General features: G+C 72.3%; 25 protein-coding genes. 17 read left to right on the forward strand and 8 right to left on the reverse strand.

Annotated features, from left to right (window positions below; translation table 11 throughout):
• Nucleotides 1-118 precede the first annotated feature (118 nt).
• Nucleotides 119-3,190, reverse strand: a complete 3,072-nt coding sequence (locus tag ACFPLC_RS21505; protein WP_378203911.1) for an AfsR/SARP family transcriptional regulator — start codon at nt 3,188-3,190, stop codon at nt 119-121.
• 87 nt (nt 3,191-3,277) lie between these two features.
• Between ACFPLC_RS21505 and ACFPLC_RS21510 the strand changes: the two genes are divergently transcribed.
• The 11 genes from ACFPLC_RS21510 to ACFPLC_RS21560 all read left to right on the forward strand — a co-directional run bounded on the left by ACFPLC_RS21510 (nt 3,278) and on the right by ACFPLC_RS21560 (nt 14,459).
• Entirely contained in the window at nt 3,278-3,886 is a 609-nt protein-coding gene (locus ACFPLC_RS21510) for a thioesterase II family protein (RefSeq protein WP_378203908.1), read from the forward strand.
• A 527-nt stretch (nt 3,887-4,413) separates the two neighbouring features.
• A complete protein-coding gene (locus ACFPLC_RS21515; RefSeq protein WP_378203905.1) occupies nt 4,414-5,658 on the forward strand; it encodes an MFS transporter in 1,245 nt (414 codons plus the stop codon).
• A gap of 490 nt (nt 5,659-6,148) precedes the next feature.
• The gene (locus ACFPLC_RS21520; RefSeq protein WP_378203902.1) at nt 6,149-7,129 is read left to right on the forward strand and encodes an ABC transporter substrate-binding protein; all 981 of its coding nucleotides are present in this window, start codon (nt 6,149-6,151) and stop codon (nt 7,127-7,129) included.
• A gap of 235 nt (nt 7,130-7,364) precedes the next feature.
• Complete coding sequence (locus tag ACFPLC_RS21525) at nt 7,365-8,171, forward strand: ABC transporter ATP-binding protein (protein WP_378203899.1); 807 nt, start codon at nt 7,365-7,367, stop codon at nt 8,169-8,171.
• On the forward strand, nt 8,164-8,871 hold the full coding sequence (locus ACFPLC_RS21530) for an ABC transporter ATP-binding protein (protein ID WP_191314551.1): 708 nt from the start codon (nt 8,164-8,166) through the stop codon (nt 8,869-8,871). The genes ACFPLC_RS21525 and ACFPLC_RS21530 overlap by 8 nt, the downstream gene beginning before the upstream one ends.
• 28 nt (nt 8,872-8,899) lie before the next feature.
• On the forward strand, nt 8,900-9,751 hold the full coding sequence (locus tag ACFPLC_RS21535; RefSeq protein ID WP_103336336.1) for a branched-chain amino acid ABC transporter permease: 852 nt from the start codon (nt 8,900-8,902) through the stop codon (nt 9,749-9,751).
• Nucleotides 9,748-10,818, forward strand: coding sequence for a branched-chain amino acid ABC transporter permease (locus ACFPLC_RS21540; protein ID WP_378203894.1), 1,071 nt, complete (start codon nt 9,748-9,750; stop codon nt 10,816-10,818). The genes ACFPLC_RS21535 and ACFPLC_RS21540 overlap by 4 nt, the downstream gene beginning before the upstream one ends.
• Nucleotides 10,805-12,118 carry an ABC transporter substrate-binding protein gene (locus tag ACFPLC_RS21545; RefSeq protein WP_378203891.1) on the forward strand — a complete coding sequence of 438 codons (1,314 nt, stop codon included), beginning with the start codon at nt 10,805-10,807 and terminating at the stop codon, nt 12,116-12,118. The genes ACFPLC_RS21540 and ACFPLC_RS21545 overlap by 14 nt, the downstream gene beginning before the upstream one ends.
• A gap of 59 nt (nt 12,119-12,177) precedes the next feature.
• On the forward strand, nt 12,178-12,744 hold the full coding sequence (locus tag ACFPLC_RS21550; RefSeq protein WP_191314555.1) for a TetR/AcrR family transcriptional regulator: 567 nt from the start codon (nt 12,178-12,180) through the stop codon (nt 12,742-12,744).
• A complete protein-coding gene (locus ACFPLC_RS21555; RefSeq protein ID WP_378203888.1) occupies nt 12,744-13,220 on the forward strand; it encodes an HPF/RaiA family ribosome-associated protein in 477 nt (158 codons plus the stop codon). The genes ACFPLC_RS21550 and ACFPLC_RS21555 overlap by 1 nt, the downstream gene beginning before the upstream one ends.
• A 126-nt stretch (nt 13,221-13,346) precedes the next feature.
• Complete coding sequence (locus tag ACFPLC_RS21560) at nt 13,347-14,459, forward strand: MFS transporter (protein WP_378203993.1); 1,113 nt, start codon at nt 13,347-13,349, stop codon at nt 14,457-14,459.
• A gap of 15 nt (nt 14,460-14,474) precedes the next feature.
• On the opposite strand, the gene ACFPLC_RS21565 is transcribed toward ACFPLC_RS21560, so the two are convergent.
• On the reverse strand, nt 14,475-14,717 hold the full coding sequence (locus ACFPLC_RS21565) for a hypothetical protein (protein ID WP_378236310.1): 243 nt from the start codon (nt 14,715-14,717) through the stop codon (nt 14,475-14,477).
• Entirely contained in the window at nt 14,662-15,807 is a 1,146-nt protein-coding gene (locus ACFPLC_RS21570) for an MFS transporter (protein WP_378203885.1), read from the reverse strand. The genes ACFPLC_RS21565 and ACFPLC_RS21570 overlap by 56 nt, the downstream gene beginning before the upstream one ends.
• An 81-nt stretch (nt 15,808-15,888) precedes the next feature.
• Here ACFPLC_RS21570 and ACFPLC_RS21575 point away from each other — a divergent pair, with 81 nt between their 5' ends.
• On the forward strand, nt 15,889-16,308 hold the full coding sequence (locus ACFPLC_RS21575; RefSeq protein WP_378203881.1) for a MarR family winged helix-turn-helix transcriptional regulator: 420 nt from the start codon (nt 15,889-15,891) through the stop codon (nt 16,306-16,308).
• Here ACFPLC_RS21575 and ACFPLC_RS21580 read toward each other — a convergent pair.
• The 3 genes from ACFPLC_RS21580 to ACFPLC_RS21590 all read right to left on the reverse strand — a co-directional run bounded on the left by ACFPLC_RS21580 (nt 16,305) and on the right by ACFPLC_RS21590 (nt 18,414).
• On the reverse strand, nt 16,305-16,499 hold the full coding sequence (locus ACFPLC_RS21580) for a hypothetical protein (RefSeq protein ID WP_378203878.1): 195 nt from the start codon (nt 16,497-16,499) through the stop codon (nt 16,305-16,307). The genes ACFPLC_RS21575 and ACFPLC_RS21580 overlap by 4 nt on opposite strands.
• 71 nt (nt 16,500-16,570) lie before the next feature.
• Nucleotides 16,571-17,227 (reverse strand): response regulator, encoded by a 657-nt coding sequence (locus tag ACFPLC_RS21585; RefSeq protein WP_378203875.1) that lies wholly within the window; start codon nt 17,225-17,227, stop codon nt 16,571-16,573.
• Nucleotides 17,215-18,414, reverse strand: coding sequence for a sensor histidine kinase (locus ACFPLC_RS21590; RefSeq protein WP_378203873.1), 1,200 nt, complete (start codon nt 18,412-18,414; stop codon nt 17,215-17,217). Before ACFPLC_RS21590 ends, ACFPLC_RS21585 begins: the two co-directional genes overlap by 13 nt.
• A 124-nt stretch (nt 18,415-18,538) precedes the next feature.
• Here ACFPLC_RS21590 and ACFPLC_RS21595 point away from each other — a divergent pair, with 124 nt between their 5' ends.
• Both ACFPLC_RS21595 and ACFPLC_RS21600 read left to right on the forward strand, forming a co-directional pair.
• Nucleotides 18,539-19,273, forward strand: coding sequence for an ABC transporter ATP-binding protein (locus ACFPLC_RS21595; protein ID WP_191314560.1), 735 nt, complete (start codon nt 18,539-18,541; stop codon nt 19,271-19,273).
• A complete protein-coding gene (locus tag ACFPLC_RS21600; protein WP_378203868.1) occupies nt 19,267-21,807 on the forward strand; it encodes an ABC transporter permease in 2,541 nt (846 codons plus the stop codon). Before ACFPLC_RS21595 ends, ACFPLC_RS21600 begins: the two co-directional genes overlap by 7 nt.
• Before the next feature lie 40 nt (nt 21,808-21,847).
• Here ACFPLC_RS21600 and ACFPLC_RS21605 read toward each other — a convergent pair whose 3' ends face one another.
• A complete protein-coding gene (locus ACFPLC_RS21605; RefSeq protein ID WP_191314562.1) occupies nt 21,848-22,171 on the reverse strand; it encodes a hypothetical protein in 324 nt (107 codons plus the stop codon).
• A gap of 204 nt (nt 22,172-22,375) precedes the next feature.
• Between ACFPLC_RS21605 and ACFPLC_RS21610 the strand changes: the two genes are divergently transcribed.
• The 3 genes from ACFPLC_RS21610 to ACFPLC_RS21620 all read left to right on the forward strand — a co-directional run bounded on the left by ACFPLC_RS21610 (nt 22,376) and on the right by ACFPLC_RS21620 (nt 24,497).
• Nucleotides 22,376-23,041 carry a glycoside hydrolase family 11 protein gene (locus ACFPLC_RS21610; RefSeq protein ID WP_378203865.1) on the forward strand — a complete coding sequence of 222 codons (666 nt, stop codon included), beginning with the start codon at nt 22,376-22,378 and terminating at the stop codon, nt 23,039-23,041.
• A gap of 2 nt (nt 23,042-23,043) precedes the next feature.
• The gene (locus tag ACFPLC_RS21615) at nt 23,044-23,706 is read left to right on the forward strand and encodes a polysaccharide deacetylase family protein (RefSeq protein WP_378203862.1); all 663 of its coding nucleotides are present in this window, start codon (nt 23,044-23,046) and stop codon (nt 23,704-23,706) included.
• A 122-nt stretch (nt 23,707-23,828) separates the two neighbouring features.
• A complete protein-coding gene (locus ACFPLC_RS21620; RefSeq protein ID WP_191314565.1) occupies nt 23,829-24,497 on the forward strand; it encodes a response regulator in 669 nt (222 codons plus the stop codon).
• Between the two features lie 213 nt (nt 24,498-24,710).
• Here the strand turns inward: ACFPLC_RS21620 and ACFPLC_RS21625 are convergent, their stop codons facing one another.
• On the reverse strand, nt 24,711-24,923 hold the full coding sequence (locus ACFPLC_RS21625; protein WP_378203858.1) for a DUF5988 family protein: 213 nt from the start codon (nt 24,921-24,923) through the stop codon (nt 24,711-24,713).
• Nucleotides 24,924-25,176 lie beyond the last annotated feature (253 nt).

Here is a 25,176-nt window from a genome sequence, read left to right on the forward strand (position 1 = left end):
TATGTCGCGCGACGCCCGGCGAGGAACACCCGCGCGGCTCACCCGTCCCCCCGGGCTCGTGAGTGGTAAGGCGGGTTAGAACCCTCCTTACCACTCACGACCAGCTGCGGCAGGGTGCTCAGCCGGTGGCCTGGTCGCCGAGCCGGGCGAGGAACTGGCCCGCCAGTGCTTCTCCCGTCACGTGCCCGACCGCGCGGTACAGCGCCTCGGCTTCCCGGGCCGTCCCGCCGGCCAGGATCGACCGGCCCGCCGCCTCCTGGACCGCCGCCAGCCCCAGCAGCGCCTCCGCCTCGACCACGCGGAACCCGCCCGCCCGGGCCGCGTCCAGCGCCGTCCGCGCGTGTTCGCCCGCCTCACCGGGCCGTCCGTCGGCCGCCAGGACCCGGGCCAACGTCGCCGCCGCCTCCGCCAGCTGGCCGCGCAGCCCCGACTCCGCGGTCAGGGACCGGGCTTCGCGCAGGACCCGCTCCGCCGCCGCCAGGTCACCGCGGCTCTCTTCCGCCCGGCCCAGCGCGATCAGGGCCGCCGCCTCGACCTGGCGGTCGCCGTCGCGGCGGACGCACACCAGTGCCGTCTCCGCCGCGTCCGCCGCCGCCGAGGGGTCGCCGCGGGCGATCTGCAGGGCGCTCACCACGTTCAGCGCCGTGGCCTCGCCAAAGCTGGAGCCGACGTCGCGGAACGCCCGCAACGCCTGGTCGAGGGTCTCCCCGGCCTCGGCCAGCCGCCCGGTGGCCATGAGCACCCAGCCGAGGTCGGCGAGGTTGGCCGCCTCCCAGAACGCCAGGTCCTCCTTGCGGGCCAGCGCGATCGCCTCCACGAGGCAGTCCTCGGCCTGCTCCAGCCGCCCGAGCTGCCGGTAGTGGCAGCTCAGCGAGTTCAGCGCCAGTGCCTCGCCCGACCGGTTGGCCAGCTCGCGGAACAGCTGGATCGCGCGACGGCTGTGCTCGACGGCCTCCGACAGCCGTCCCGTCCACTCCAGCATCGACCCGAGGTTCGCCACCGCCGTCGCCTCGCACTGCCGCCAGCCGCACGCCCGGCTGGCCAGCACCGCCTTCTCCGTGTGCCGGATGCCCGCCTCGTGCTGGCCCTCGCGGAAGTACGCCCCGCCGATGGACAGCTGGACGAGCGCTTCGGCGGGCCGGGCGCCGTGGTCCTGCGCCGCGCGCAGCACGATCGGGGCCAGTTCGAGCCACTCCGCGCGACGGCCGTGGTCGTGGAAGAACCGCCGCAACGCGTCGGCGAGGTACCAGGCGCCCGGGTACGGCCCGCGTGCCGCGGCCTGCCGCAGCGCTGCCGACAGGTTGGGGACCTCGACGTCCAGCCAGGCCACCGCCGAGGCCGCGTCGGGGAAGGCCACCGGGCTCGGCGCCGACGGCGCGTCCTCGCGGGGGAGCACCACGATCCGCGCGCCGAGCAGGGCCACCGCGGCGTCCGCGGCCGCGCAGTAGCCGGTGAACAGCCGCTCCCACGCCGCCTCGCGCGCGGGCTCGTCCTCCTCGGCGCGGACGCACTGCTCGGCGTAGCGGCGGGCGAGGTCGTGGAACCGATAGCGGCGGGGTGCGTGCGCCTCGAGGAGGTTCGCCGCGATCAGCCCGCGCAGCCGCCGGGTCGCCTCCTCGACCGGCACCTCCAGCAGGGCCGACGCCGCGATCGCCGTGAAGTCGGTCCCCGGCACCAGCGCGAGCAGCCGGAACGCCTGACGCAACCCGGGTGCCAGTGCCTGGTAGGAGACCGAAAACGCCTTGGCGACGGCGCTTTCGCCGTCGAAGCCGAGGTGGGCCAGCGGATCGCCGCGCAGCTCGTCGACCAGCTCGCCGATGCTGGCGACGCCGGTGTTCGCCGCGGCGATCCGCAGCGCCAGCGGGTGGTGGCCGCACAGGCGGGCCAGCTCGGCCGCCGCTTCCGGCTCCGCGGCGGTCCGGTCGCCGAGCAGGGTGGTCAGCAGCGCCCGCGAGTCGGCCTCGCGCAGCTGCGTCAGGCCCAGCGAGCGTGCGCCGACGCGGGCGACCAGCTCGTCGAGCCGGTGGCGGCTGGTCACCAGCACCCGGCCCGACGACGGCAGCAGCGGCAGCACCTGTGCGGTGTCGCGGGCGTTGTCCAGCACCACCAGGGCCTGCCGGTCGGCCAGCAGCGACCGGTAGAGCTTGCTCTGGTCGTCGACGCCCGGCGGCACGTCCCGCAGGTCGACGCCGAGGGTTCGCAGCAGCTGCGCGAGCGCGGCGGCGGGCGTGAGCGGCTCGTCTTCGGCGTCGAAGCCGCGCAGGTTCACGTACAGCTGGCCGTCGGGGTAGCGCGCCCGCGCGGTGTGGGCCCAGTGCACGGCGAGCGCGGTCTTGCCGACACCGGCGGTGCCGGTGATCACCCAGACGTCCCCGGGTTCGTCGAGCGCGGCCAGCTCCGGCGCCCGGCCGGCGAACCCCCGCACGTCCAGCGGCAGTTCGGCGGGCCGCGGGACGGCCGGGGTGGCGCCGGGCTCGCCTTCGCCGCGCAGGATCCGCATCCGCAGGTCCTGGAGGGCCTGGCCCGGCTCGATGCCCAGCTCGTCGACCAGCAGCTCGTGCGCCCGCGTGTAGGTTTCCAGCGCTTCCGGGGTGCGGCCGCAGCGGTGCAGCGCGAGCATCAGCGCGGCCCGCAGGCGCTCCCGGAACGGGTGCTCGTCCACGAGCCGGCGCAGTTCCCCGGCCACTTCGCCGTGCCGTCCCGCGACGAGTTCCTGCTCGTACAGCTCCTCCAGCGCGACGAGCCGGCGTTCGGCGAGCGCCGGGACCTCGTACTCGGCCAGTGCCTCGCTGACCCCGCCGAGCGGATCGCCGTCCCACAGCGCCAGCGCGGCCCGCAGGTGCTTGACGGCGTCCGCGCCGGAGGTGGCCCTGGCCTTGGCGACCTCTTCGTCGAACACGTCGAGGTCGCGATCGCCGGGCGCGACCTCGATGACGTAACCGGGCGCGCGCCGCACGATGACGTCGCGGCCGAGCAGCTTCCGCAGTTCCGAGATGTGCACCTGCAGCCGCCCGCGGACGCTCGGCGGCGCGTTCTCGCCCCAGGTCAGGTCGATGAGCCGGTCCTCGGTGACGACGCGGTTCGCGTTGAGCAGGAGTGCGGCGAGCACGGACGTCTGCTTCTGGCCACCGGGACGGACCGGGCCCGTATCGCCGAGGACCGTGACCGGTCCGAGCAGGCGGTAGCGCACGTGATGCCCCCCCGGAAGACGGACCGAAGCGAAACGGAAGTGCTCTGGTCGACCCTATCCCCGGGCAGGCTGGATGGGAGGCCACGGGTGGACCGAGACGACGTGCAGCGTCTGTTGTTCGTCTGCTTCCCGGACGCCGGGGAAGCCGCCGGCCGCTACCGGGCCTGGCGCGATCCTCGGATCGCCGTGCAGGTCGTGGAGCTGCCCGGGCGGGGCGAACGCCGGGACGAGCACCCCTACCGGGACATGTGGCTGCTGGTCGAGGCACTGACCGGGGAACTGGCGGGGGTGCTCGAGAGCCCGCACGTGCTGTTCGGCGCGGGGCTCGGTGCCCTGGTCGCCTACCGGCTGGCCCAGCGCCGGGTGGCCGCGGGACTGGGGGTCCCGCGGGCACTCGTCGTGGCGCACCAGGCCCCCCCGGCCCGGGCCGCGCGGGCGGTCCCGGAGCAGGCGGGCCGCGCCGACGTCAGCCTGCTGGCCAGCGACGCCCACTTGCCGGTGGCGCCGCCGCTGCCGTGCCCGGTCCGGGGGTTCGGCGAGCCGCACGTGATGACCGGCTGGGGGGAGCACACGAGCGCCGGGTTCGTGCTCACGCCGGCGCGGGCGCAGGACAGTGCGGCGCTGCTGCGTGACGCGGTTCTTCGGTCGGCGCACCTGATCTCGGCGATGTCGGGGCCGGCGCCGAAGCTGGCTTAGGGCGGCGGGGGTTTTGTAGGTGTGCGGGATTGTGGACCGGTGGTCGGCAGCGTAAGGCGGCCAGCGATGTGGTCGCGGATCGGCGGCTGGGAGCGCAAGGCGACCAAGCCGTCGGCTGAAAATCCCACCGGAGGGGCGGGGGAGGTCGGACCCGCTCAGCCGCGGCAGAAATCAACCTAAGAGCCTCTGCCGCGGCAGAAATCAGCCTAAGAACCCTGCCGTGGCTGCAAAGAAAAAAGCTGTCCTCGCCGGACGGGCAGGCTCCGGGATGGCCCCCCTTCGCCGCTGTTTTCTCGCGTTCTCGAGGTGGGCCGCAGGGTGGTCATCCCGTCGCCTGAACGAGGCCTATCACTTTGAGCCGGGCCCGCAAGCTTGCGCTGCCACCTCACGCTGGCCTGTGGGTTGCGGGCCCGGCTCAAAGTGATTTCACGGCCTCAGGCGACGGGATGACCACCCAGCTCCTCCTATGGGGCAAGCCCCCGGATGACCACCGTCCCGAGATGCGTAAGCGCTGTTACAATCCTGCGATGTCCCTGACCCGCGCGCTCGTCGACCTCGCGCCGCTGCGGACCTCTCCGCCGTTCCGCCGGCTCTGGCTTGGCCGGGTCTGCTCCGGGTTCGGCTCTCAAATGACGCTCGTCGCCGTGATGTTCCAGGTGTGGGAACAGACTCGGAGTGCCGTGTGGACCGGCGCCGTCGGGCTTGCGCAAGCGCTTCCCGTTGTCGTGTTCGGACTGTTCGCCGGGTCGCTTGTGGACCGTGCTGACCGGCGGAAGGTTGCCCTGGCTGCCACGACCGGGCAGGCCGTCTGCTCGGTTTTCCTCGCCGTGCAAGGGTTTCTCGGGGATGTGCCGGTGGGTGCGGTGCTGGGACTGGTGGCCGTCCAGTCGTGTTTCGTCGCCTGTGGTGGGCCGGCCGCACGGACCTTCGTCCCGCGGCTGCTGCCGCCGGAACAACTGTCCGCCGGCCTGGCGCTGAACCGGATCGCCTTCCAGGGCGCGATGTTGCTCGGCCCGGCGCTCGGCGGGCTCGTCCTCGGCTGGTTCGGCGTCGGCGGGTGCTACCTCGTCGACGCGCTCACCTTCGGCCTGGCCTTCTATGGCGTCTTCGGCCTCCCGGCGATGCGGCCCGGCGGTGAGCCTTCGCGGCCCGGGCTGCACGGCGTGCTCGATGGGCTCGCCTTCCTCGCGCGGACGCCGGTCGTTCGGGGTGCGCTGCTCACCGATCTCGCCGCCACCGTGCTGTCCATGCCGATCAGCCTGTTCCCCCTGGTCAACGCCGAACGCTTCGCCGGCGACCCGCGTACGCTCGGCCTGTTCCTCTCGGCCGTCGCGGTCGGCGGGGTTGCGGCGTCGGTGTTCTCCGGGACGTTCACGCGGCGGTCGCGGCCGGGCCGGGTGATGCTCGCCGGCTCGGCGCTCTGGGGTGCCGCGCTGACCGGGTTCGGCCTGGCGCCGCAGCCGTGGCTCGGCCTGGCCTGTCTCGTTGTCGCCGGGGCGGCCGACACGGTGTCCGTGGTCTCGCGCAGCGCGCTGGTCCAGCTCGCCACCCCGGACGCCCTGCTCGGCCGGGTGGCGGCGGCCGAGCAGATCGTCGGTCAGGCGGGTCCGGACATCGGCAACCTGCGCGGCGGCGTCGTCGCGGAGGCGGTGTCGGGGACGTTCGCGTTGGTCAGCGGTGGGGTGCTGTGCGTGGTGGCGGTGGCGCTGGTCGGCGCGGTCACGCCCGGGCTGCGCCGCTTCACCACCCCTGCCGAGCCCGTGCCGCGTTAGCTGTCCGGTGACGGCACGGGCTGCGGGTACCGATCAGCACCGTCGCGAACGCGCGCCGGCATTCGACGCCGAGTTTCCTTGATGGTGAAGCCCACGGCCTTTCCTGGAGGATCTGCCGGAATTGGGCGTCCGCCTCGCCGATGCGTATTTTCCATTCTTCGACGGGGTCCGGATCGTCGGCGTGGGGGGTTACGCCAAGCAGTCGTGTCGCCACTCGCTGGCGTTACGACGATCAGCGCAACCCGAGGCCACTACCTGCGGTGGCAAGATCACGAAATCTGACCAGGTGAGGCAAGTTTCTTTCCGTCAACCCCGTCCGCCCTGTCAGTGGGTAACCCGTTCGGTCTTCTGTCACTCTTTCGCGTGAACGTGGCGTGACATATTTCTCGGCAACGCATTTGCGGCCCGGGAAATCGTCATCTACAGTCCCGCTGATCACGGCCGAACGAGCCGTATTCCGTGGTCCCCATAATCTTCTCCGAGGAGTGGCATGCTTCATCGCGCCTCGACCCGCCGGCTCGCCGTGCTCGCCCTAGCCTTCGTCGTCCTGCTGACCGGGTGCAGCCAGCTCAAGAGCCCCTCCGCTGCCGGCGGCGTCGAAAAGCCGTCGATCCGGGTCGCGATCCTCACCACCGTCGACCTCGCGCCGCTGTGGCTGGCGCAGGAGGGCGGATACTTCAAGGCCGAAGGTCTCGAGGTGCAGACCGACGTCGGCGCCAGCGGCCAGGAGACGCTGAGCCGGATGACCAGCGGCCAGGACGACCTGGCGCTGTCCACCTACACCCTGTTCTTCCTGGCCAAGAGCAGCGGCGGGGCCGACCTGAAGCTGGTGACCGACGGCACCTCGGCGAGCCCGCGCAGCAACGAGGTCGTCACCGTGCCGAACTCGCCGGTCAAGACGGTGAGCGACCTCCAGGGCAAGCGGATCGCCATCAGCTCGAAGAACGCCGCGTCGGACGTGCTGACCCGGTCGGTGATGCGCGACCACGGCGTCGACCCCGGCAAGGTGCAGTGGGTTCCGATGCCGCTGCCGGAAATGAGCAGCGCGCTGGCGCAGGGCCGGGTCGACGCGGCCTACCAGCCGGAACCGTTCCTCACCCAGGCGGCCAAGACCGCCGGCGCGTACCCCGTCATCGACGCCGCCAGTGGCAGCACCCAGAACTTCCCCCTCACCGGCTACGGTGCCACGGCCAAGTGGGTCCAGGACCACCCGAAGACGGTGCGGGCGTTCCAGCGCGCGATGCTCAACGCCACGCGCGCGGCGGTCGACCGGTCGCGGATCGAGCCGCTCGTCGTCCGCAACGCCAAGGTCGACCAGGACATCGCCAGCCTGATGGTGATGCCCGCCTTCGGGTCCACCCTGGACGCCCGCCGCATCCAGCGGGTGCCGGACCTGCTGCAGCAGCTGGGCGTGGTCCAGACGAAGATCGACGCCTCCTCGATGCTCGCCCCGCAGGCCGGCACCGGCTGAGTCGGCGGACTGATCGCCGAGGGCGGGTGCGCAGCGCGCACCCGCCCTTTTTCATGTCACAGTCCCCTCTCGTCAGGACTTCCCGCCGACGATGGGGAATTCGAAATTTTCAGACCGACGGCCCTCGCCCGGTTTCGGTGATTCGCACCTTGACACGACCGCCGCCGCAGCCCACCCTCTTCATACCGACCGCGCGGTACGACGTTGTCCACATGGTGGGATCGGAGAGTCATCGATGGCACTTCTCGGTGAGGCACAGACCGGCGAAGACCTGCTCGTGGTCGACGGCCTCACGGTGCGCTTCGGCGGCCTCACCGCCCTGCACGACGTCCACCTGAGCGTCGGCGCCGGCACCGTCGTCGGCGTCATCGGGCCCAACGGCGCGGGCAAGACGACGCTGTTCAACGTCGTCTGCGGGTTCGTCCGGCCCCAGGCCGGCCGCGTGCTGTGGCGCGGAAGCCCGCTCGTCCGGCACCGCCCCGAACACCTCGCGCGGCTCGGGATCGTCCGGACCCTGCAGGGTCTCGGGCTCTTCCCCGGGCTGACGGTCCTCGAGAACGTGATGGCCGGCGCGGGCCGTCACGCCCGGACCGGGGCGTTCCCGGCGCTCGTGGGCGCCGGCCGCTCGGCCCGCGACGAAGCCGATCTGGCCGGGCGGGCCCGGGACACCCTGGGCGAACTGGGGATCGCCGACCTCGCCGGCCGCCTGCCCGGCGTGCTGCCCTACGGCGTGCGGAAACGGGTGGCGCTCGCCAGGGCCCTGGTGGCCGAACCGGATCTGCTGCTGCTCGACGAACCCGCGAGCGGGTTGTCGGCCTCCGAGCTCGTCGAGCTCTCGACGTTGATCCTCTCGCTGCGGCGGCACATGGCGGTGGTGCTGGTGGAACACCACATGGACCTGGTGATGGAGGTCTGCGACCGCGTGGTGGTGCTGAACTTCGGCGAGGTGATCGCGGCGGGCAGCCCGGCCGAGATCCAGGCCGACCCGCGCGTGGCCGAGGCCTACCTCGGTGATCCCGCCGAGGAGGCGTCCGGTGCTTGAGATCGAAAACCTGTCCGTCTCCTACGGCGCGGTCCGCGCGCTCGACGGTGTCGGCATCACGGTCGAACGCGGCGGGATCACCGCCGTGCTCGGCGCGAACGGCGCCGGGAAGACCACCTTGCTGCGCACGATCAGCGGCCTCCACCCCGCCCGCGGCGGCCGGATCACCTGGGACGAGCGGGAACTCACCGGGCTGGCGCCGGACCGGATCGCGCGCGGCGGTGTCGCGCACGTGCCCGAAGGCGGCGGGGTCATCACCGAACTCACGGTCGACGAGAACCTCCGGCTGGGCGCGCTGTGGCGGCGTGACCGCGCCGACCGGGCCGCCGCGCGCCGGGAGATGTACGAACTTTTCCCGGCCCTGGAAGAACGTTCGGCGAAACCCGCTTCGACGCTCTCCGGCGGGGAACGGCAGATGCTCGCGATCGGTCGCGCCCTGATGAGCCGGCCGTCGCTGCTGCTGCTCGACGAACCGTCGCTGGGCCTCGCCCCGCTCATCACCGCCCGGATCATGGGCATCCTGCGCGACCTGCGGGCCTCGACCGGCCTCACCGTCGTGCTCGTCGAGCAGAACGCGCACTCCGCGCTGTCCATCGCCGACCGCGGGTACGTCCTCGCGCTCGGCCGGGTCGTGGCCGTCGACACCGCGGCGGAACTCCTGGCGGACGACGGCCTCCGCCACGCCTACCTCGGCTTCTGAGCGTCATCATGGAGGTGAACGGTCCGGTATGCAGGACTTCTTCGACCTGACCCTCGGCGGGATCTCGGCCGGCGCGGTGTACGCGGCGCTCGGGCTCGCCCTGGTCATCATCTACCGGGCCACCCGGGTGGTGAACTTCGCGCAACCCGCCCTCGCCCTGATCTCCACGTACCTCGCGTACTCGGTGACGAAGGCGACGGGCAGCTACTGGCTCGGGTTCGCCGTCGCGATCGTCGCCGGGACCGTGCTCGGCGTCGCCACCGAACGGCTGCTCATCCGGCCGCTGCGGCACCGCTCCGAGCTCAGCTCGATCATCGTCACGCTCGGGCTCCTGCTGGTGCTGCAGGCGGTCGCGGGCATGATCTGGTCCAACGAGCCGCTCGCGTTCCCGTACGCCTTCGACTTCCGCGGCCGGTTCTCGGCCAACGACCTGTTCGTCGTGCTCGTCGTCGTGGCCATCGCCGCGCTGGTGCTGGTGGTGTTCAAGTACACGCCGCTGGGCCTGCGGATGCGCGCGGCCGCGTTCGCCCCCGAAGTGGCGCGGACGCTCGGCGTGCGGGTCGGGCTGATGCTCACCGCCGGCTGGGGGCTGGCCGCGGCCGTCGGATCGCTGGCCGGGCTGCTCGCCACCCCGCCGTTCCTCTTCCCGAACGTGCTGGACGGCGTCTTCGTCTACGCGCTCACCGCGGCGGTGCTCGGCGGCCTCGACAACCCGCTGGGCACGATCGCCGGCGGGTTCGTTCTCGGCGTCGGACTGTCCTATGTGTCCGGCTACTTCGGACCGGAGATGGTGACGATCGCCGCGCTGGCCATCCTGGTCGTCGTGCTGACGCTGCGGCCCAGCGGGCTGTTCGGCCGGGCCAAGGTGAGGCGGGTATGACCGTGCGCACGAAACCGGCGGAAGCCACGGCCACGCCGGTGAAGCAGCGCCGCACGCTGCCGCCGTTGCTCGTCCACGCGCTCGCCGCGCTGGCCGCGCTCGTGGTGGTCGTGCTGCTGACCCTGGTCACCGACGAGTTCACCAACCTGCGCATCGCGACCATCGGGTACTACCTGATCGCGGTGGCCGGGCTGACTCTGCTGACCGGCCTCACCGGGCAGGTGTCGCTCGGCCATGGCGCCTTCATGTTCATCGGCGCCTACACGGTGGCCTTGCTGGTGAAGCACGTGCCGTCGTTGCCGTTGTGGGCCGACCTGCTGCTGGCCTCGGCGGCCGGCGGCCTCGCCGGGCTGCTCGCCGGCGCGGCGGCGGCCCGGCTGCGCGGCCCGTACCTCGCGGGGGCGACCCTCGCCCTGGCCGTCGGCCTGCCCGCGCTGACCCGCAAGTTCCCGGACTTCCTGGGCGGCAGCAACGGACTCAGCTTCACCGTCCACAGCAGACCGAACGGCGTCGGCGTCCCGGAACTGCGCTGGCAGACCTGGATCGTCTGGCTCAGCGTGCTGCTGGCGCTGGTACTGGTGGTGAACATCGTCCGCGGCCGGCTCGGCCGGGACTTCCGCGCGGTCCGCGACGACGAGGTCGCCGCCGCGCTGAGCGGGATCGCCGTCGGGCGCACAAAGATCCTCGCCTTCCTGGTCAGCGCGGTGTGCGGCGGGCTCGCCGGTGGCCTGCAGGCGTTCCTGCTCGGCACCGCCGCACCCGGCTCGTTCACGCCCGCGCTGTCGCTGAGCCTGCTGGCCGCGGTGGTGCTGGGCGGGCTCGGGTCCCTGTGGGGCGCGCTGTGGGGCGCCGTCGCGCTCGTGTACTTCCAGGCCTGGTCGGAAGACCTCGCCGACGTCCTGCACCTGAACACCGACGTGGCCAACAACCTCCCGCTCGCGGTGTACGGCGTGATCCTCATCGTCGTCGTGCTCGCCTTCCCGCGCGGCATCCAGGGCGGTTTCTCGAAGCTGCGCGGACTTCTCCGCCGACCCGCCGAAAAGAAGGAGAACCATGAGAACCACTAGGTACGGCGCGGGGTTGCTCGCCCTCGCCTTGACGTTGACCGCCTGCGGCGGCGCGGGGGAGAGCGACGGCGGCGGGCAGCAGGCCGCCGATTCGGCGGTCGGGGTCACGAAGGACACCGTCGTCATCGGCACGCACCAGCCGCTCACCGGCCCGGCCGCCCCCGGGTACAGCAAGATCTCCGTCGGCGCCCGCGCGGTGTACCAGGCGATCAACGACGGCGGCGGGATCAACGGGCGCAAGATCGACTACAAGGTGGAGGACGACGGCTACAACCCGACGAAAACCGTCGAGGTCGTCAAGAAGCTCGTCCTGCAGGACAAGGTCTTCGCGGTCGTCGGCGGCCTGGGGACGCCGACGCACTCGAAGGTCGTCGACTACCTGAACTCCGAAGGCGTCCCGGACCTGCTCGTGTCGTCGGGCGCGCTCGCCTGGGACAACCCGCAGAAGGCGCCGATGACCTTCGGGTACCAGGTGGACTACACCCGGGAAGGCAAGATCCAGGGCCAGTACGTCAAGGACACCTTCGCCGGCAAGAAGGTCGGCTACTTCACGCAGAACGACGACGTCGGCCGCGACACGCAGGCCGGGCTCGACCAGTTCGTCAAGGACCAGGTCGTCGTCCGCCAGGGCTACGACAGCGCCAACACCGACGTCACCCCGCAGCTGTCCGCGCTCAAGGCGGCCGGTGCCGAGGTCGTCGTCTGCGCGTGCATCCCGGCGTTCACGGCGCTGTCGATCCTGGCCGCGGCGAAGATCGGGTACAAACCGCAGTTCGTGGTCAGCAGCATCGGCGCGGACCCGGCGACGCTGTCCGGACTGCTGCAGGACTTCGCCAAGCGCGGCGGCGCCAGCGTCTCCAGCGGGCAGCTGCTGGCCGGCCTGATCGGCACCGGGTACCTGCCGGACGTCGCCCAGACGTCGGACCCGTGGATCGCCTACTTCAAGGGCCTCCACGACAAGTACATCCCGAAGGAGCCGTTCACCAACACGGTGCTGTTCGGCATGGTGCAGGCCTACACGTTCGGGCAGGCGCTCAAGGCGGCCGGGCCGGATCCGACGCGGCAGAAGGTCGTCGACGCGATGAGCTCCGGCGCGCTGAAGGGCCCGGGCCTGACCCCGTTCGGGTTCTCGAAGGACTCGCACGCCGGCTACACCGGCGCGTACGTCTTCAAGATCAACCCGGACGTCACGACGGCGGTGATCCAGCCACCGGCCGTCACCGACCGTGGCACGGGCGCGATCACGCCGTACTCCGGTGAGCGGGCCACTCCGGAGCAGGTCAACCTGGTGAGCAAGTGACGATCGGGCCGGCTCGTGGGCGACGCGGGCCGGCCCGTCCGCTCACATAGGGTGGCGACATGAGTGTCAGGGAGAAGGTCGTGCGGGCGGCCGTGCGGCTGTTCGCCGAGAAGGGCTTCGAGGCGACGACGGTCCGCGAGATCGTCGAGGAAGCCGGTGTCACCAAGGGCGGGCTGTACCACTACTTCGAGTCCAAGGACGACCTGCTCTTCGAGATCTACGCCGCGATGCTGCGGATGCAGACCCGGCGGATGGTGACGATCGCCGAGTCGGACCTGCCGCTGGCCGAGCGGCTGCACGCGATCATCGCCGACGTCGTGGTCACGAGCATCGCCGACCTCGACGCGGCGACCGTGTTCTTCCAGTCGTTCCCGTTGCTGGAGAAGTCCAAGCAGGTCCAGGTGCGCGCGGAACGGCGGACCTACCACGAACGGGTCCGCGATCTGGTCGCCGAAGGGCAGCGTTCCGGCGTGTTCCGCGCCGACGTCCCGGCCGACCTGGTGATCAACTACCACTTCGGCGCCATCCACCGGCTGGGCATGTGGTACCACGCGGAAGGGGAGCTGTCGGGGGAGCAAGTGGGGAAGCACTTCGCGGACCTGATGCTGCGCAGTCTCCGTCCTTAATGGACTGGTTTGACTTCGCCGCCTCCGTGGTACTGACCGGGATCATCGCTGTCTCGCTGAGGAGGGTGCTCGTGCAGATCCAGGTCAACACCGACCACAACATCCACGGTGGCGAAGGACTGGCCGGCTACGTGACCACCGACCTGGAGCAGAGCCTGTCGAGGTTCCGCGGGTGGCTGACCCGGGTGGAGGTGCACCTGAGCGAAGACGGCGGGTCCAAGCCGGAGGACAAGAAGTGCGTGATCGAGGCGCGGCCCGGCGGCAAGCAGCCGGTGGCGGTCACCCACCACGCGGCCAGTGTGGACGACGCCTACGCCGGCGCGGCGCACAAGCTGGGGCGGGTGCTGGATTCCCGGTACGGCCGCGCCCACGACCACAAGGGCAGTGACAGCATCCGCCACATGCCCGCTCCGGAAGACCCGGACGTGGTCGGCGTGCTCGAGGAATCGCGCGACACCACGCCGGACATGGGCTAACCTCGACACCGTGTCGAGCCCCGAAGCGTCCAGGACCGGGCTGCCGGTCTTCCCGGTGGCCCGATAACTCCCCGTTTCCCGGGTCACCGGGTGACCACGAAATCGTCCTTGCCGATCTCGTGATCCCTGGAGCTTCGTGTGCCCTTGTACCTGCTTGCCCTGGCCGTGTTCGCCATGGGCACGTCCGAATTCATGCTGGCCGGGCTGGTGCCCGGCATCGCCGCCGCCTTCGCCGTCTCGCCGGCGCAGGCGGGGTACCTCACCTCCGCCTTCGCCGCCGGGATGGTCGCCGGGGCGACGGTGATGGCCGCACTGGCGCGGTCGTGGCGGCGGCGGACCGCGCTCTTGTGCTTCCTCGCCGTCTTCGTCGCGATGCACGTGGCCGGTGGGCTGACGACCTCGTTCGGTGTCCTCGTCGGCACGCGGCTGGTGGCCGCCATCGCCAACGCCGGGTTCCTCGCCGTCGCGCTGATCGCCGCCACCGAGCTGGCGCGACCGGGCCGGGCGCTCGCCGTCCTGCTGGGTGGCTCGACCGTGGCGTGCGTCGTCGGCATCCCGGGTGGGGCGCTGCTCGGGTGGCGACCGGCGTTCTGGGCCGTCGCGGTGCTCTGCCTGCCCGCTTTCGCGGCGGTCCGGTGGATCCCCGACACCCCGGCCGGCCGCGAGCCGGGTGATCTGCGGGCCGAACTCGCCGTCCTGCGGCCGCTAGCAGGGGTGCTCCTGACCGGCGCGTTCGTCAACGCGGCCACGTTCGGCGTCTTCACCTCCCTGGCGCCGGTGGCCTCGGGCGTCGCCCCGGTGCCGGTGGTGCTCGGCGCGTTCGGCGTGGGGTGCTTCGCCGGGATCACCGCGGCCGGGCGGCTCGCCGACCGGTGGCCCGGCCGGGTCGTCGCCATCGGCGGTCCGCTGCTGCTCGCCGGGTGGGTCGCCGCGGCGCTGGCCGCGGCGAACCCGGCGGTGCTCGTGATTCTCGCCTTCACGCAGGGCGCGTTGTCCTTCGCCGTCGGCGGCACGGTGATCGCCCGCATCCTGCGGCTGGCCGAGGCCGCCCCGACGATGAAGGGCGCGTACGCGACCGCCGCGCTCAACGTCGGGGCCACGGCCGGCCCCGTCCTCACCGGGGCGGCGGGGAACCCGTTTTGGGTCGCCGCCGGGCTGGTCGCGGCGGCGTCGGTGCTCGCGGTCCTGGTGCCCGGGGTGTTCGCGAGGCCGCCGAGGGTGCGGACGTCGGCCGGGTAGATCGTGCGCGGGTGGTCACGCGGGCACTCGGCGATCCTGCCGCAGCGAGTGCCTGGCGATCGTGAGGCCGCCGAGGGGGAGGGCGGCGGCCGGGTGGGTCACCCGCGGGCCGCTGGCCACCGGTGGGCCGACCATGGCGGCTGTTTCCGCTGCGATGGCCTCGACGGTGGTGCCACGGCCGGGTCCGGTGTCGGCCGGGTGTTCACGCGGGTACCCGGCGATCCTGCCGCAGCGAGTACAGCGCGATCCCCAGGCCACCGAGGGTGAGCACGGCCGCGACCAGGTAGATCGCCCGCGGGCCGCCGGTGGTGTCGATGACGCCGCCGCCCAGCCAGCCGGCGACGGCCGCCGCCAGCTGGTAGCCGGAGGCGTTGACCGCCACTGCCAGCGTCGGCGCCTCGGCCGCCGCCGTGAGCACCCGGGTCTGCATGCCCGGCACGATCGCGAAGGCCAGCGCCCCCAGCACGACCGTCGACACCGCCGTCGCGACCGGGTGGCCGCCGCCGAACCAGGCCAGGGCGAGCACCCCGGCCAGCACGGCGAGCAACCCGGCCAGCGACGGCAGCAGGGCCCGGTCCGCCAGCCGCCCGCCGGCGACGTTGCCGAGGACCGCGCCGGCGCCGTAGCCGAGGAGGAGCACCGGCACGGCGCCGGCCGGGAAGCCGCCCACCTCCGTCAGCAGCGGCGCGAGGTAGGTGAAGACCATCAGGACGCCGACGTTGCCGGCCGCGGTCAGCGCGATCGCCAGCCGGACCCGGCGGTCGGCGAAGACGCGCAGTTCGCCGGTCACCGGGCCGGTCGTCGCGGACGGCCGGTCCGGGACGAACCGCAGTACCGCCAGCAGCGCCAGCGCGGCGGCGCCCGCGACCGACCAGAACGTCGCCCGCCAGCCGAGGTGCTGGCCGACGAAGGTGCCCAGCGGCGCGCCAAGGACGATGCCGAGGTTCAGGCCCAGCGCCACCTTCGCCACGGCGGAACCCTGCTTGCCCGGGCGGGCTTCCGCCGCCGCGGTGGCGATCGCGACGGCGAAGAAGGTCGCGATCACCAGGCCGGCGAGCACCCGCGAAACCAGCAGCAGCGGGTAGTTCGGGGCGACGGCGGAGGCGGCGTTCGCCAGCACGGCGGTGATAACCAGCCCGATCACCAGCGGTTTCCGCGAGACCCGCGCGGTCAGCAACGTGACGATCGGGCCACCGGCGATCATGCCGATCGCGTAGGCGGTCGTCAGCAGCCCGGCCGCCGAAAGCGGGATCGCCAGCCCGACGGCGACGTCCGGGAGGATGCCGGACACCACGAATTCGCCGGTCGTGAGGCTGAACACGACGAGCATGAGGGAAAAGACGGCCATCGAACTCCCCGGTTGGTTCGAGTTAGAATGATTCGAGCTAGAACTATCACAGTTCGAACCATGGGGTCTAGAGTTCGGGGCATGCCGAGCGAGGAGATCGACCGCGACGTCTGCAAGCTGGTCCACGGGCTCGCGCGCACCCTCGACGGCCACGTCCGCCGGGTCGCGGACGCCATGGGGCTCACCCCGAGCCAGGTGGTGGCCCTGCGCGAGCTGTCGGAACCGATCACCGCCCGCGAGCTGGCGGCGCGCATGGCGTGCGAAGCCTCGAACGCGACGTTCGTGCTCGACCGCCTCGAGGAACGCGGGCTGCTCAACCGCCACCCGCACCCGGGCGACCGGCGGGCCAAGCAGATCGTCCTCACCCCGGAGGGCGACCGCCGCCGGGCCGAGGCGGTGAAGCGGCTCGGGGAGAGCTCACCGCTGGGGTCGTTGCGCGCGGATCAGCAGGAGGCGCTGCGGAACCTGTTGCAGGCCTTGGCTTCCAGCGGCGAGCGCTAGGCCCGCCGCCGGCGGACGTAGTGGGTGATCAGCAGCGCGATCGCGCCGATCGCCACCGCGCCGGCCACCGTCCGCACCGGCAATCCCAACCCCACCAAGGGACCCGCGGCGTTGACCGCGGCACTGACCACCAGCACCAGCCACAGCAGCACCGGGCTCGAAGAACGCGTCGAAACGTTGTCGTTGTTCATGCCCTGAACGCTAAAGAACCACCGCGGCCACGAGAATGCTGCGCACACCCCGATCCGGGGTGGTGCCTGCGCTACCCCGCGTCCCGGCCGAGGTAGGCCAGCACCGCCAGCACCCGGCGGTGCCCGCCGCCTTCGTCGGACGGCAGGCCGAGCTTCGCGAAGATGTTCCTGATGTGCTTGAGCACCGCGCCGTCGCTGACGACGAGCAGCTCCGCGATCGTGCTGTTGTTGTAGCCCTCGGCCATCAGCCCCAGCACCTCGCGCTCGCGGGCGGTCAGCGCGTCCAAAGGATCCGCGGCGCGGCGGCGGGCCATCAGCCGGCCGATCACCTCCGGGTCCATCGCCGTGCCGCCCTTCGCGACGCGCTGCAGCGCCTCCAGGAACCGCTCGACCTTGCCGACGCGCTCCTTGAGCAGGTACCCCACGCCGCCGACGCCGTCGGCGAGCAGGTCGACCGCGTAGCTCGTCTCCACGTGCGCCGACAGCACCAGCACCGGCAGCGCCGGGTGGATCTCGCGGGCGCGGACGGCCGCGCGCAGGCCCTCGTCGCGGTGGGTCGGCGGCATCCGCACGTCCATCACCACCGCGTCGGGCCGCTCGCCCTCGATGAACGCCAGGAAGTCCTCGGCGTTGTCGAAGGTCGCCGCGACCTCGATGCCCGCCGTCTTCAGCAACAGGGCGAGGCCTTCGCGCAGCAACGCGTCGTCCTCGGCGATCACGACCCGCATGGCAGCTCCACTCGCAGCACGGTCGGCCCACCGGGTGGGCTGGTCAGGGTGAGGGTTCCGTCGAAGGCTTCCGCGCGGCGGCGGATGCCGGCCAGCCCGCTGCCGCGCGCCTCGTCGGCGCCGCCGCGGCCGTCGTCGCGGATTTCCAGGCACAGCAGCGACGCGGTGCCGCCGAGCGTGATGTCCACCCGGGACGCGTCGGCGTGCTTGGTGATGTTGGCCAGCGCCTCGGCGACGACGAAGTACGCGGCCGCCTCCACCGCGGCCGGGCGGCCGGTCTCGTACTCGACGTCGACGGCGGCCGGCACCGGGCTGCGCTCGGCGAGCGCGCGCACCGCCCCGGCCAGGCCGCGTTCGCTCAGCAGCGGCGGGTGGATGCTGCGGACGACCGTGCGCAGCTCGGCCAGCGCGTCGGTCGCGGTGTCCTGGGCCTTGACCAGCAGGTCGCGGGCCGTGGCCGGGTCCCGCTCGTAGAGCTGGTCGGCGATCCCGAGCTGCAGCACCACCGCCGCGATCCGCGCCTGCGTGCCGTCGTGCAGGTCACGCTCGATGCGCCGCAGCTCGGCGCCGTGCGCCTCCAGCGCCGCCGCCCGGGTCGCGGTCAGCTCGGCGACCCGGTCCGCCAGCTCGACACCGGGCGCGGGCCGCAGCAGCCGCTGCGCGAGCCGCGCCTTCCAGCGGGCGACGCGCGGCAGCAGCAGCGACAACGCCGCCATCGCCACCCCGGTGAGCACACTCAGCGCGGCCATCGGCCACGAGTTCACGACCAGACCGAACGAGCCTTCGATCCCGCCGGGCACCAGGGGCCAGAGGAAGGCGAAGACGACCTGCTCGACCGCGGCCACCGGCAGGCCGAACGCCAATGCGCCCATGATCATCCCGGTGGCGGCGTGGAGCGCGAGCCACGCGACGTCGCGGCGGGTCGCCGGGTCCTTCAGCGGGGAGCCGTCGCGGTAGGGCTCGGGGATCGGCTCGCCGAGGTGGCGCGCGGCCCGGCGGCGGTCGATCCCGACGGGCCACCGGGACAGCCGGATCATCGGGGCCAGCGACGGGATCCCGATGCCGAACGGGCACAGCAGCAGCACGGCGAACAGCCCGGTCAGGGCGAACATCGACAGCAGCGACGTGCCGGCGCCGATCACGAGGTAACGCACCGCCGACCAGCACTCGCGCAAGCGGGTCGTCACGGCCACAGTGTCCCACCCCACCTCCGGGGTAGTGCTGGCGCTACCCCGGATCCACCTCTCCACGGGATCGAAGACCCGGCTCCGCCGCCCTAGTTTTCCTTGGGAGAGAACGAAGGGGATCGAAATGACCACAGCGTATGCGCTGGAACTGACCGGGGTGCGGAAGGTGTACGGCTCCGGTGACGGCGCCGTCACCGCGCTGGACGGGGTGTCGGCGGGGGTGGCGCGGGGGACGTTCACCGCGGTGATGGGCCCGTCCGGCTCGGGCAAGAGCACCTTCCTGCACTGCGCGGCCGGCCTCGACCGGCCGACGTCGGGGCGGGTGCTGCTCGGCGGCAGCGAAATCGGCAGGCTGAAGGAACGCGAGCTGACCGAGCTGCGGCGCACCCGGATCGGGTTCGTCTTCCAGGCCTACAACCTCCTGCCGTCGCTGAACGTGCTGCAGAACATCACGCTCCCGCTGCGCCTGGCCGGGCGGAAGCCGGACCCGCAGTGGCTGCGGGAGGTCGTCGACGGCGTCGGGATCGCGAACCGGCTGGAGCACCGCCCGGCGGAACTGTCCGGCGGCCAGCAGCAGCGCGTCGCGATCGCGCGGGCGCTCGTCACCCGGCCCGAGGTGGTGCTGGCCGACGAGCCGACCGGCGCCCTCGACACCCGCACCGGGCGGCAGGTGCTGGACCTGCTTCGCGCGGTCGTCGAGCAGATGGGCCAGACCGTGCTGATGGTCACCCACGACCCGGTCGCGGCCTCGGCCGCGCACGGCGTCCTCTTCCTGGCCGACGGCAAGTTGGCCGGCCACCTCCCGCACCCCACCCCCGAGCGCGTGGCGGAGCGGATGACGCACCTCGGGGAGTGGTGAGCGTGCTCGACCTCGCCTGGCAGACCATCCGGACCCGGCTCGGCGGGTTCGCCGGCGCCTTCATCGCGATCCTGTGCGGCACCGCCCTGGTGGCCGCCTGCGGGATCCTCATGGAATCCGGCCTGCGGGCCGGCGTCCCCACCCAGCGCTACGCCGCCGCGGCCGTCGTCGTCGGCGGGGCGCAGAGCGTGCGCCCGCCCGGCGCCGACGCCCTGTCCACCGAGCAGGTCGGCGAGCAGCCGTCCGTCCCGGCCGCGCTGGCCGGGCGGATCGCTTCGGTACCCGGGGTGCGCGCGGCGGTCGCCGAGCAGAGCTTCCCGGCGCAGGTCGTCACCCGCGACGGGCGGGTGCTCGCCGACCGGGAGTCGCTGGGGCACAACTGGGACGCGGCCGTGCTGGCGCCGTTCACCCTGCGCGGCGGGGACGCACCCGCGGCCGCCGACGAGGTCGTGCTGGACGCCGATCTCGCGCGCCGGGCCGACGTCGGCATCGGCGGCCAGGTCCGGATCACGACAGCGTCCGGCACGGTGCCGGTCAAGGTGAGCGGTGTCGTCGACGGCGGCTCGCGCCAGTCGGCGGTGTTCTTCACCCCGGAGCGGGCCGCGGAGCTGGCCGGACGGCCCGGCCAGGTGCACGCGATCGGTGTCCTCGCCGACCCCGGCGTCGCGCCGGAGACGCTGGCCGAGCGGGTGCGGGCCGTCGCCGGCGGCGCCGAGGTGACCACCGGCGTCGAGCGCAGCAGCATCGAGTTCCTCGACGTCAGCCAGACGCGGGTGCTGCTGCTGGCCATCGCCGGCTCGTTCGGCGGGTTCGCGCTGCTCGTCGCGGTGTTCGTGGTGGCCAGCACCCTCGCACTGACGATCAACCAGCGCCGCCGCGAGTTCGCGCTGCTGCGCGCGGTCGCGGCGACCCCGCGGCAGATCCGCAAGCTCATCGGGACCGAGACGACGCTGATCGCGCTCGTCGCCGGCGTGCTGGGCAGCGCGCTGGGCCTGGCCGTCGCCGGTGGGCTGCGGGACGCGTTCGCCGCGATCGGGGTCATCCCGGCCGACTTCGGGCTCGCGATCGGCCCGCTGCCGCCGGTGGCGGCGGTCCTGCTCGGCCTGGGCGCGGCCCGGCTGGCGGCCTGGGCGGCGTCGCGGCGGCCGTCGTCGATCCGGCCCGTCGAAGCGCTGGGCGAGGCCGCGGTGGAACGCCGTGAGCTGGGCCGCGGCCGGCTGCTCACCGGCTGGGGCCTGGTGCTGGCCGGGGTCGGCGGCGCACTCGTCCCGCTGTTCCTGCGCGGGGACATCGCCGCCGCGATCTCGACGATGTCCACCCTCGTCGTCGTCATCGGGCTGGCCGTGGTCGGTCCGCAGGTGACCGGGCTGGTGATGCGGTTCCTGGTGCCGGTGCTCGCGCGGCTGTGGCGGATCAGCGGGTACCTCGCAGGGGCGAACGCCCACGCCAACGCCCGGCGCGTCGCGGCCGCGGTGACCCCGCTGATGCTGGCGGTGGCGTTCGCGCTCGCCACCTTCTACGGGCCGACCGCCATGACCGCGGCCGCCCAGCAGGAGTCGGCGCGGTCGACGACCGCCGACTACGTGCTCGCGGCGCCGGGCGGGATCTCGCCGGAGGTGGCCGCGGCGGCCGGCCGGGTGCCGGGGGTCGCGGCGGCGACGCCGGTGGTGCGCACGTCCGTGATCACCGCGACGCCGGTGGGCGACAGCGTGGAGGTCCAGCGGACGCCCGCCCAGGGCGTGGCGGGCGACCAGGCGGGCGCCGCCCTGGAGCTGGGCGTCGACGCCGGGCGGCTGACCGACCTGACCGGGGACACCGTGGCGCTGAGCCGTTCGGAAGCGGACTGGCTGGACAAGAAGCTCGGCGACGACGTGGAGTTCTACTTCGGCGACGGCGTCCCGGCCAAGCTGCGGCTGGTCGCCACCTACACGCACGACCTGGCCTTCGGGGACTTCGTGCTGCCGGTCGCGCTGGCCCGCGAGCACATCGGCGGCCGGCTCGACGATTCGGTGCTGGTCCGGCGCCAGCCCGGCGCCGACGCGGGCGCGGTGGCTTCGGCGCTGAGTGCGTTGCCGTACCCCGGTTTGGTGGTGGCCCCGGCGTCGGTCCTCGCCGCCCCGGAAGGCGGCGAACGGCAGGCGCAGTTCTACCTGAACCTCGTGGCGGCCGGCGTCATCGTCGGGTACCTCGCGATTTCGGTGGCCAACACGCTGGTCCTGACGACCGCGCAGCGCGGCCGCGAGTTCGCGCTGCTGCGGCTGGTGGGCACGAGCCGCCGCCAGGTGACCCGGATGATGCGCCTCGAAGCGGTGGCCACGGTCGGGATCGCGATCGTCATGGGGACGCTGGTCGCGCTGATCCCGCTGGCGCTGCTCAACTTCGGGCTGCGGGGCAACCCGGTCCCGGCCGGCTCGCCGACCGTCTACTTCGGAATCATCGCCGGCGCGGCCGTGCTCGGCATGGTGGCGATCGGGCTGGCGACGTCGGTGGCGCTGCGGGCCCGGCCGATCGACGCGATCGGCGTCCGCGAATAGCGGAGCGGGGTGAGCCGGTCCGGCTCACCCCGCCCGTGCGTCAGCAGGCCGTGTGGGTGTCCACGCCGTCGTAGGAACTGACCAGGTACTGGGTCGTCTGCCCGATCAGCACCGCGGTGCCCGCCGGCACGCACTTTTCGCCGATCTTGGTGCGGAAGACGCCGTAGGTCACGCTGTACACGTCGATCTTCGTGGCGGCGGAACCGCAGTTGCCCCAGTGGTAGTCGCGCGCGTTCGGCCCGGACGCCCCCTGCGTCGTGTAGGTGCCGCAGGTGACCGACTCCGACGCGGACGCCGTGCCCGCCGCCAGGGGCAGGGCCGTCACGGCCAGCCCGAGCACGGCCGCGGCCGCAATGCGTTTCATGGAACCCCCCGTTGTCTGGGAAACAGTGCGGCACCCACGCTAGCGCTTTTCCGGGAACGGCAAATCCGCCGCAATTCCCGGGGTTGACGGAACAGGGGCACCGCGAGATCATCGAAAGTTTCCGAAAGTTATTGCCCGACCACTGGCCGCACTCGCATGCTTTTGCCATCCTGGCTCGCCTGCCAGCCTCGACGAGGAGGAAGCATGCTCACCAAGAAACGCGGCCGCAGCAGGGTGTTCGCCGGCGGCGCCGTCCTTGCGCTGATCGCCGCATTCCTGCCCGGAACCGCCTGGGCCGACACGGTCATCACGACCAACCAGACCGGGAACAACAACGGGTACTATTACTCGTTCTGGACCGCCGGTGGTGGCTCGGTCTCCATGACGCTCGGTTCCGGCGGCAACTACCGGACGAACTGGAGCAACGTCAACAACTTCGTCGCCGGCAAGGGCTGGAGCAACGGCAGCCGCCGGACGGTGAACTACTCCGGCAGCTTCAACCCCTCCGGCAACAGCTACCTGGCGCTCTACGGCTGGACGTCCAACCCGCTCGTCGAGTACTACATCGTCGACAACTGGGGCAGCTGGCGGCCGACCGGGACGTACAAGGGCACCGTGACCAGCGACGGCGGCACCTACGACATCTACCAGACGACCCGTTACAACGCGCCGTCGGTCGAAGGCACCAAGACGTTCAACCAGTACTGGAGCGTCCGCCAGCAGCGGCGGACCGGCGGCAGCATCACCACCGGCAACCACTTCGACGCGTGGGGCCGGGCCGGCATGCGGCTGGGCAGCTTCAACTACTACATGATCCTGGCGACCGAGGGCTACCAGAGCAGCGGCAACTCGAACATCACGGTGGGCTGATCATGCGCCGGCTGAGCACTTTCCTGGCCACGGCGGCCGTCGCCGTGGCGAGCACCGTCGCCGTCACACCGGCGCACGCCGCCGCGTGCGGCGGGTACGTCGGCCTGACCTTCGACGACGGGCCCTCGAACGCCCACACCCCGGCCATCCTGAGCGCGCTGCAGCAGAACGGGTTGCGGGCCACGATGTTCAACGAGGGCCAGTACGCGGCCGCGTACCCGGCGCAGGTCCGCGTCCAGACGAGCGCGGGGATGTGGGTGGGCAACCACAGTTACACGCACCCGCACCTCACCCAGCAGAGCCAGGCGCAGGTCGACTCGGAGATTTCCCGGACCCAGCAGGCGATTTCGGCGGCGGGCGGCGGCACGCCCCGGCTGTTCCGCCCGCCGTACGGGGAAACGAACGCGACGGTCCAGTCGGTGGCGGCCAAGTACGGCCTCCGCCAGGTCATCTGGGACGTCGACTCCGGGGACTGGAACAACGCGAGCGTCAGCGCGATCGTCGCGGCCAACGCCCGGCTCACGAACGGCCAGGTCATCCTGATGCACGAATGGCCGGCCAACACCCTGTCCGCCATCCCGCAGATCGCCCGGACGCTGGCGAGCCGCGGGCTGTGCGCGGGGATGATCTCGCCGCAGACGGGGCGGGCGGTCGCCCCGGGCTGAGGCGGGTGGAGGGTGGCGCGGCGCTTGCACCCGCCGCGCCGCCCTCCGATCTTCGACACTCCACAATGGATTCCTTCGCGGCCGCGCGGTGGTAGCCTGCCTCCCGGCACCGGGAGGGGATCATGGGGGAACCGCGGGTGATCAGGGTGGTCGTGGTGGACGACCAGCAGGCCGTGCGCGAGGGCCTGGTCGCCCTCATGGACCTGCTCGACGACGTCGAGGTAGCCGGTTCCGCGGCCGACGGCGCCGAGGCGCTCGCGCTCCTGCGGCGCCTCGACCGGGTCGACGCGGTGCTGATGGACCTCACCATGCCCGTCATGACCGGCGTCGAAGCGACCGAGCGGATCGTCCGCGACCACCCGGACGTCGCCGTCCTGGTGCTGACGACCTACGCCGACGACGGATCGATCGCCGGCGCGCTGGCCGCCGGGGCCCGCGGGTACCTGACGAAGGACGCGGGCCGCGCCGAAATCGGGGTCGCCCTGCGGGCCGTGGTGTCCGGGCAGCTGACCTTCGGCGCCGGCGTGTCCGGCCGGGTGGCGTCCGCGCTGTCCGGCCGAGGCGGCGAACCGGACCGGCTGCCGGACGGCCTGACCGCGCGCGAGGCCGAAGTGCTCGGCCTGATTTCCGCCGGGCTGAGCAACGGCGAGATCGCGGCCGAGCTGGTCATCGCCGAGGCGACGGTGAAGACGCACATCAACAACGCCTTCGCCAAGATCGGCGTGCGCAACCGGGTCGAAGCACTGCGTTACGCCGTGCAGCACGGACTGGGCCGGGGCCTCACGCGCTGACGCTCAGCGGCCCAGTTTCTTCAGGATGATCGCGATCACGCCGAGCAGCAGGACCAGCAGCAGAATTCCGCCGCCAATCACGGCGAACCGGAGAAATACGAAACCGAGCACTTCGTTCATCGAGCTTTCCCTTCCGGATGATTCCGACGGAAAGAAAAGCTAATGGGACGGCCGGGTGGAGGGGGACCACCCGGCGGTGGAGATGCGGGTGGATCACTCGGCGACGCGGGTGCGGCCGCACCAGGCGAACACCGGCACCTGGTCACCGCTGTCGGTCGTGGTGAACTCGCCGTGGTGGGAGAAGTGCTCGTAACCGGCGCCGAAGCTGACCTTCGCGACTTCGCCGATGCTGCCGACCGTCCATTCGCGGTGCCGTTCGATCAGCTCGGCGGGACCACCGGAAAGCGTCACCTTGATGTCCGTCATGATTCCTTCTCCGTGGGTTCGGCGGAGCAGTGAATGTGGCCTTCGTCTCTCGACGATGCCGGAGCGCCGAATGTCGTGTCAAGATATTCGGCGGCAGCTAGGGGAATTGCTGGAAAACAGGGGTTGACAACCCTTTTGTTTGGGGTTTTCGGTGTCGCGGCCCCGCGCCGGGCCCGGGTCGGTCAACTCGGACATTTCACCGGCCCGGCGACGGCCGTCCGGGTGCCGTTCCCGCGGCGTTCACCCCGGTCGC

The organism is Amycolatopsis plumensis, assembly GCF_042652605.1.
In the GTDB taxonomy this organism is placed as follows: domain Bacteria; phylum Actinomycetota; class Actinomycetes; order Mycobacteriales; family Pseudonocardiaceae; genus Amycolatopsis; species Amycolatopsis plumensis.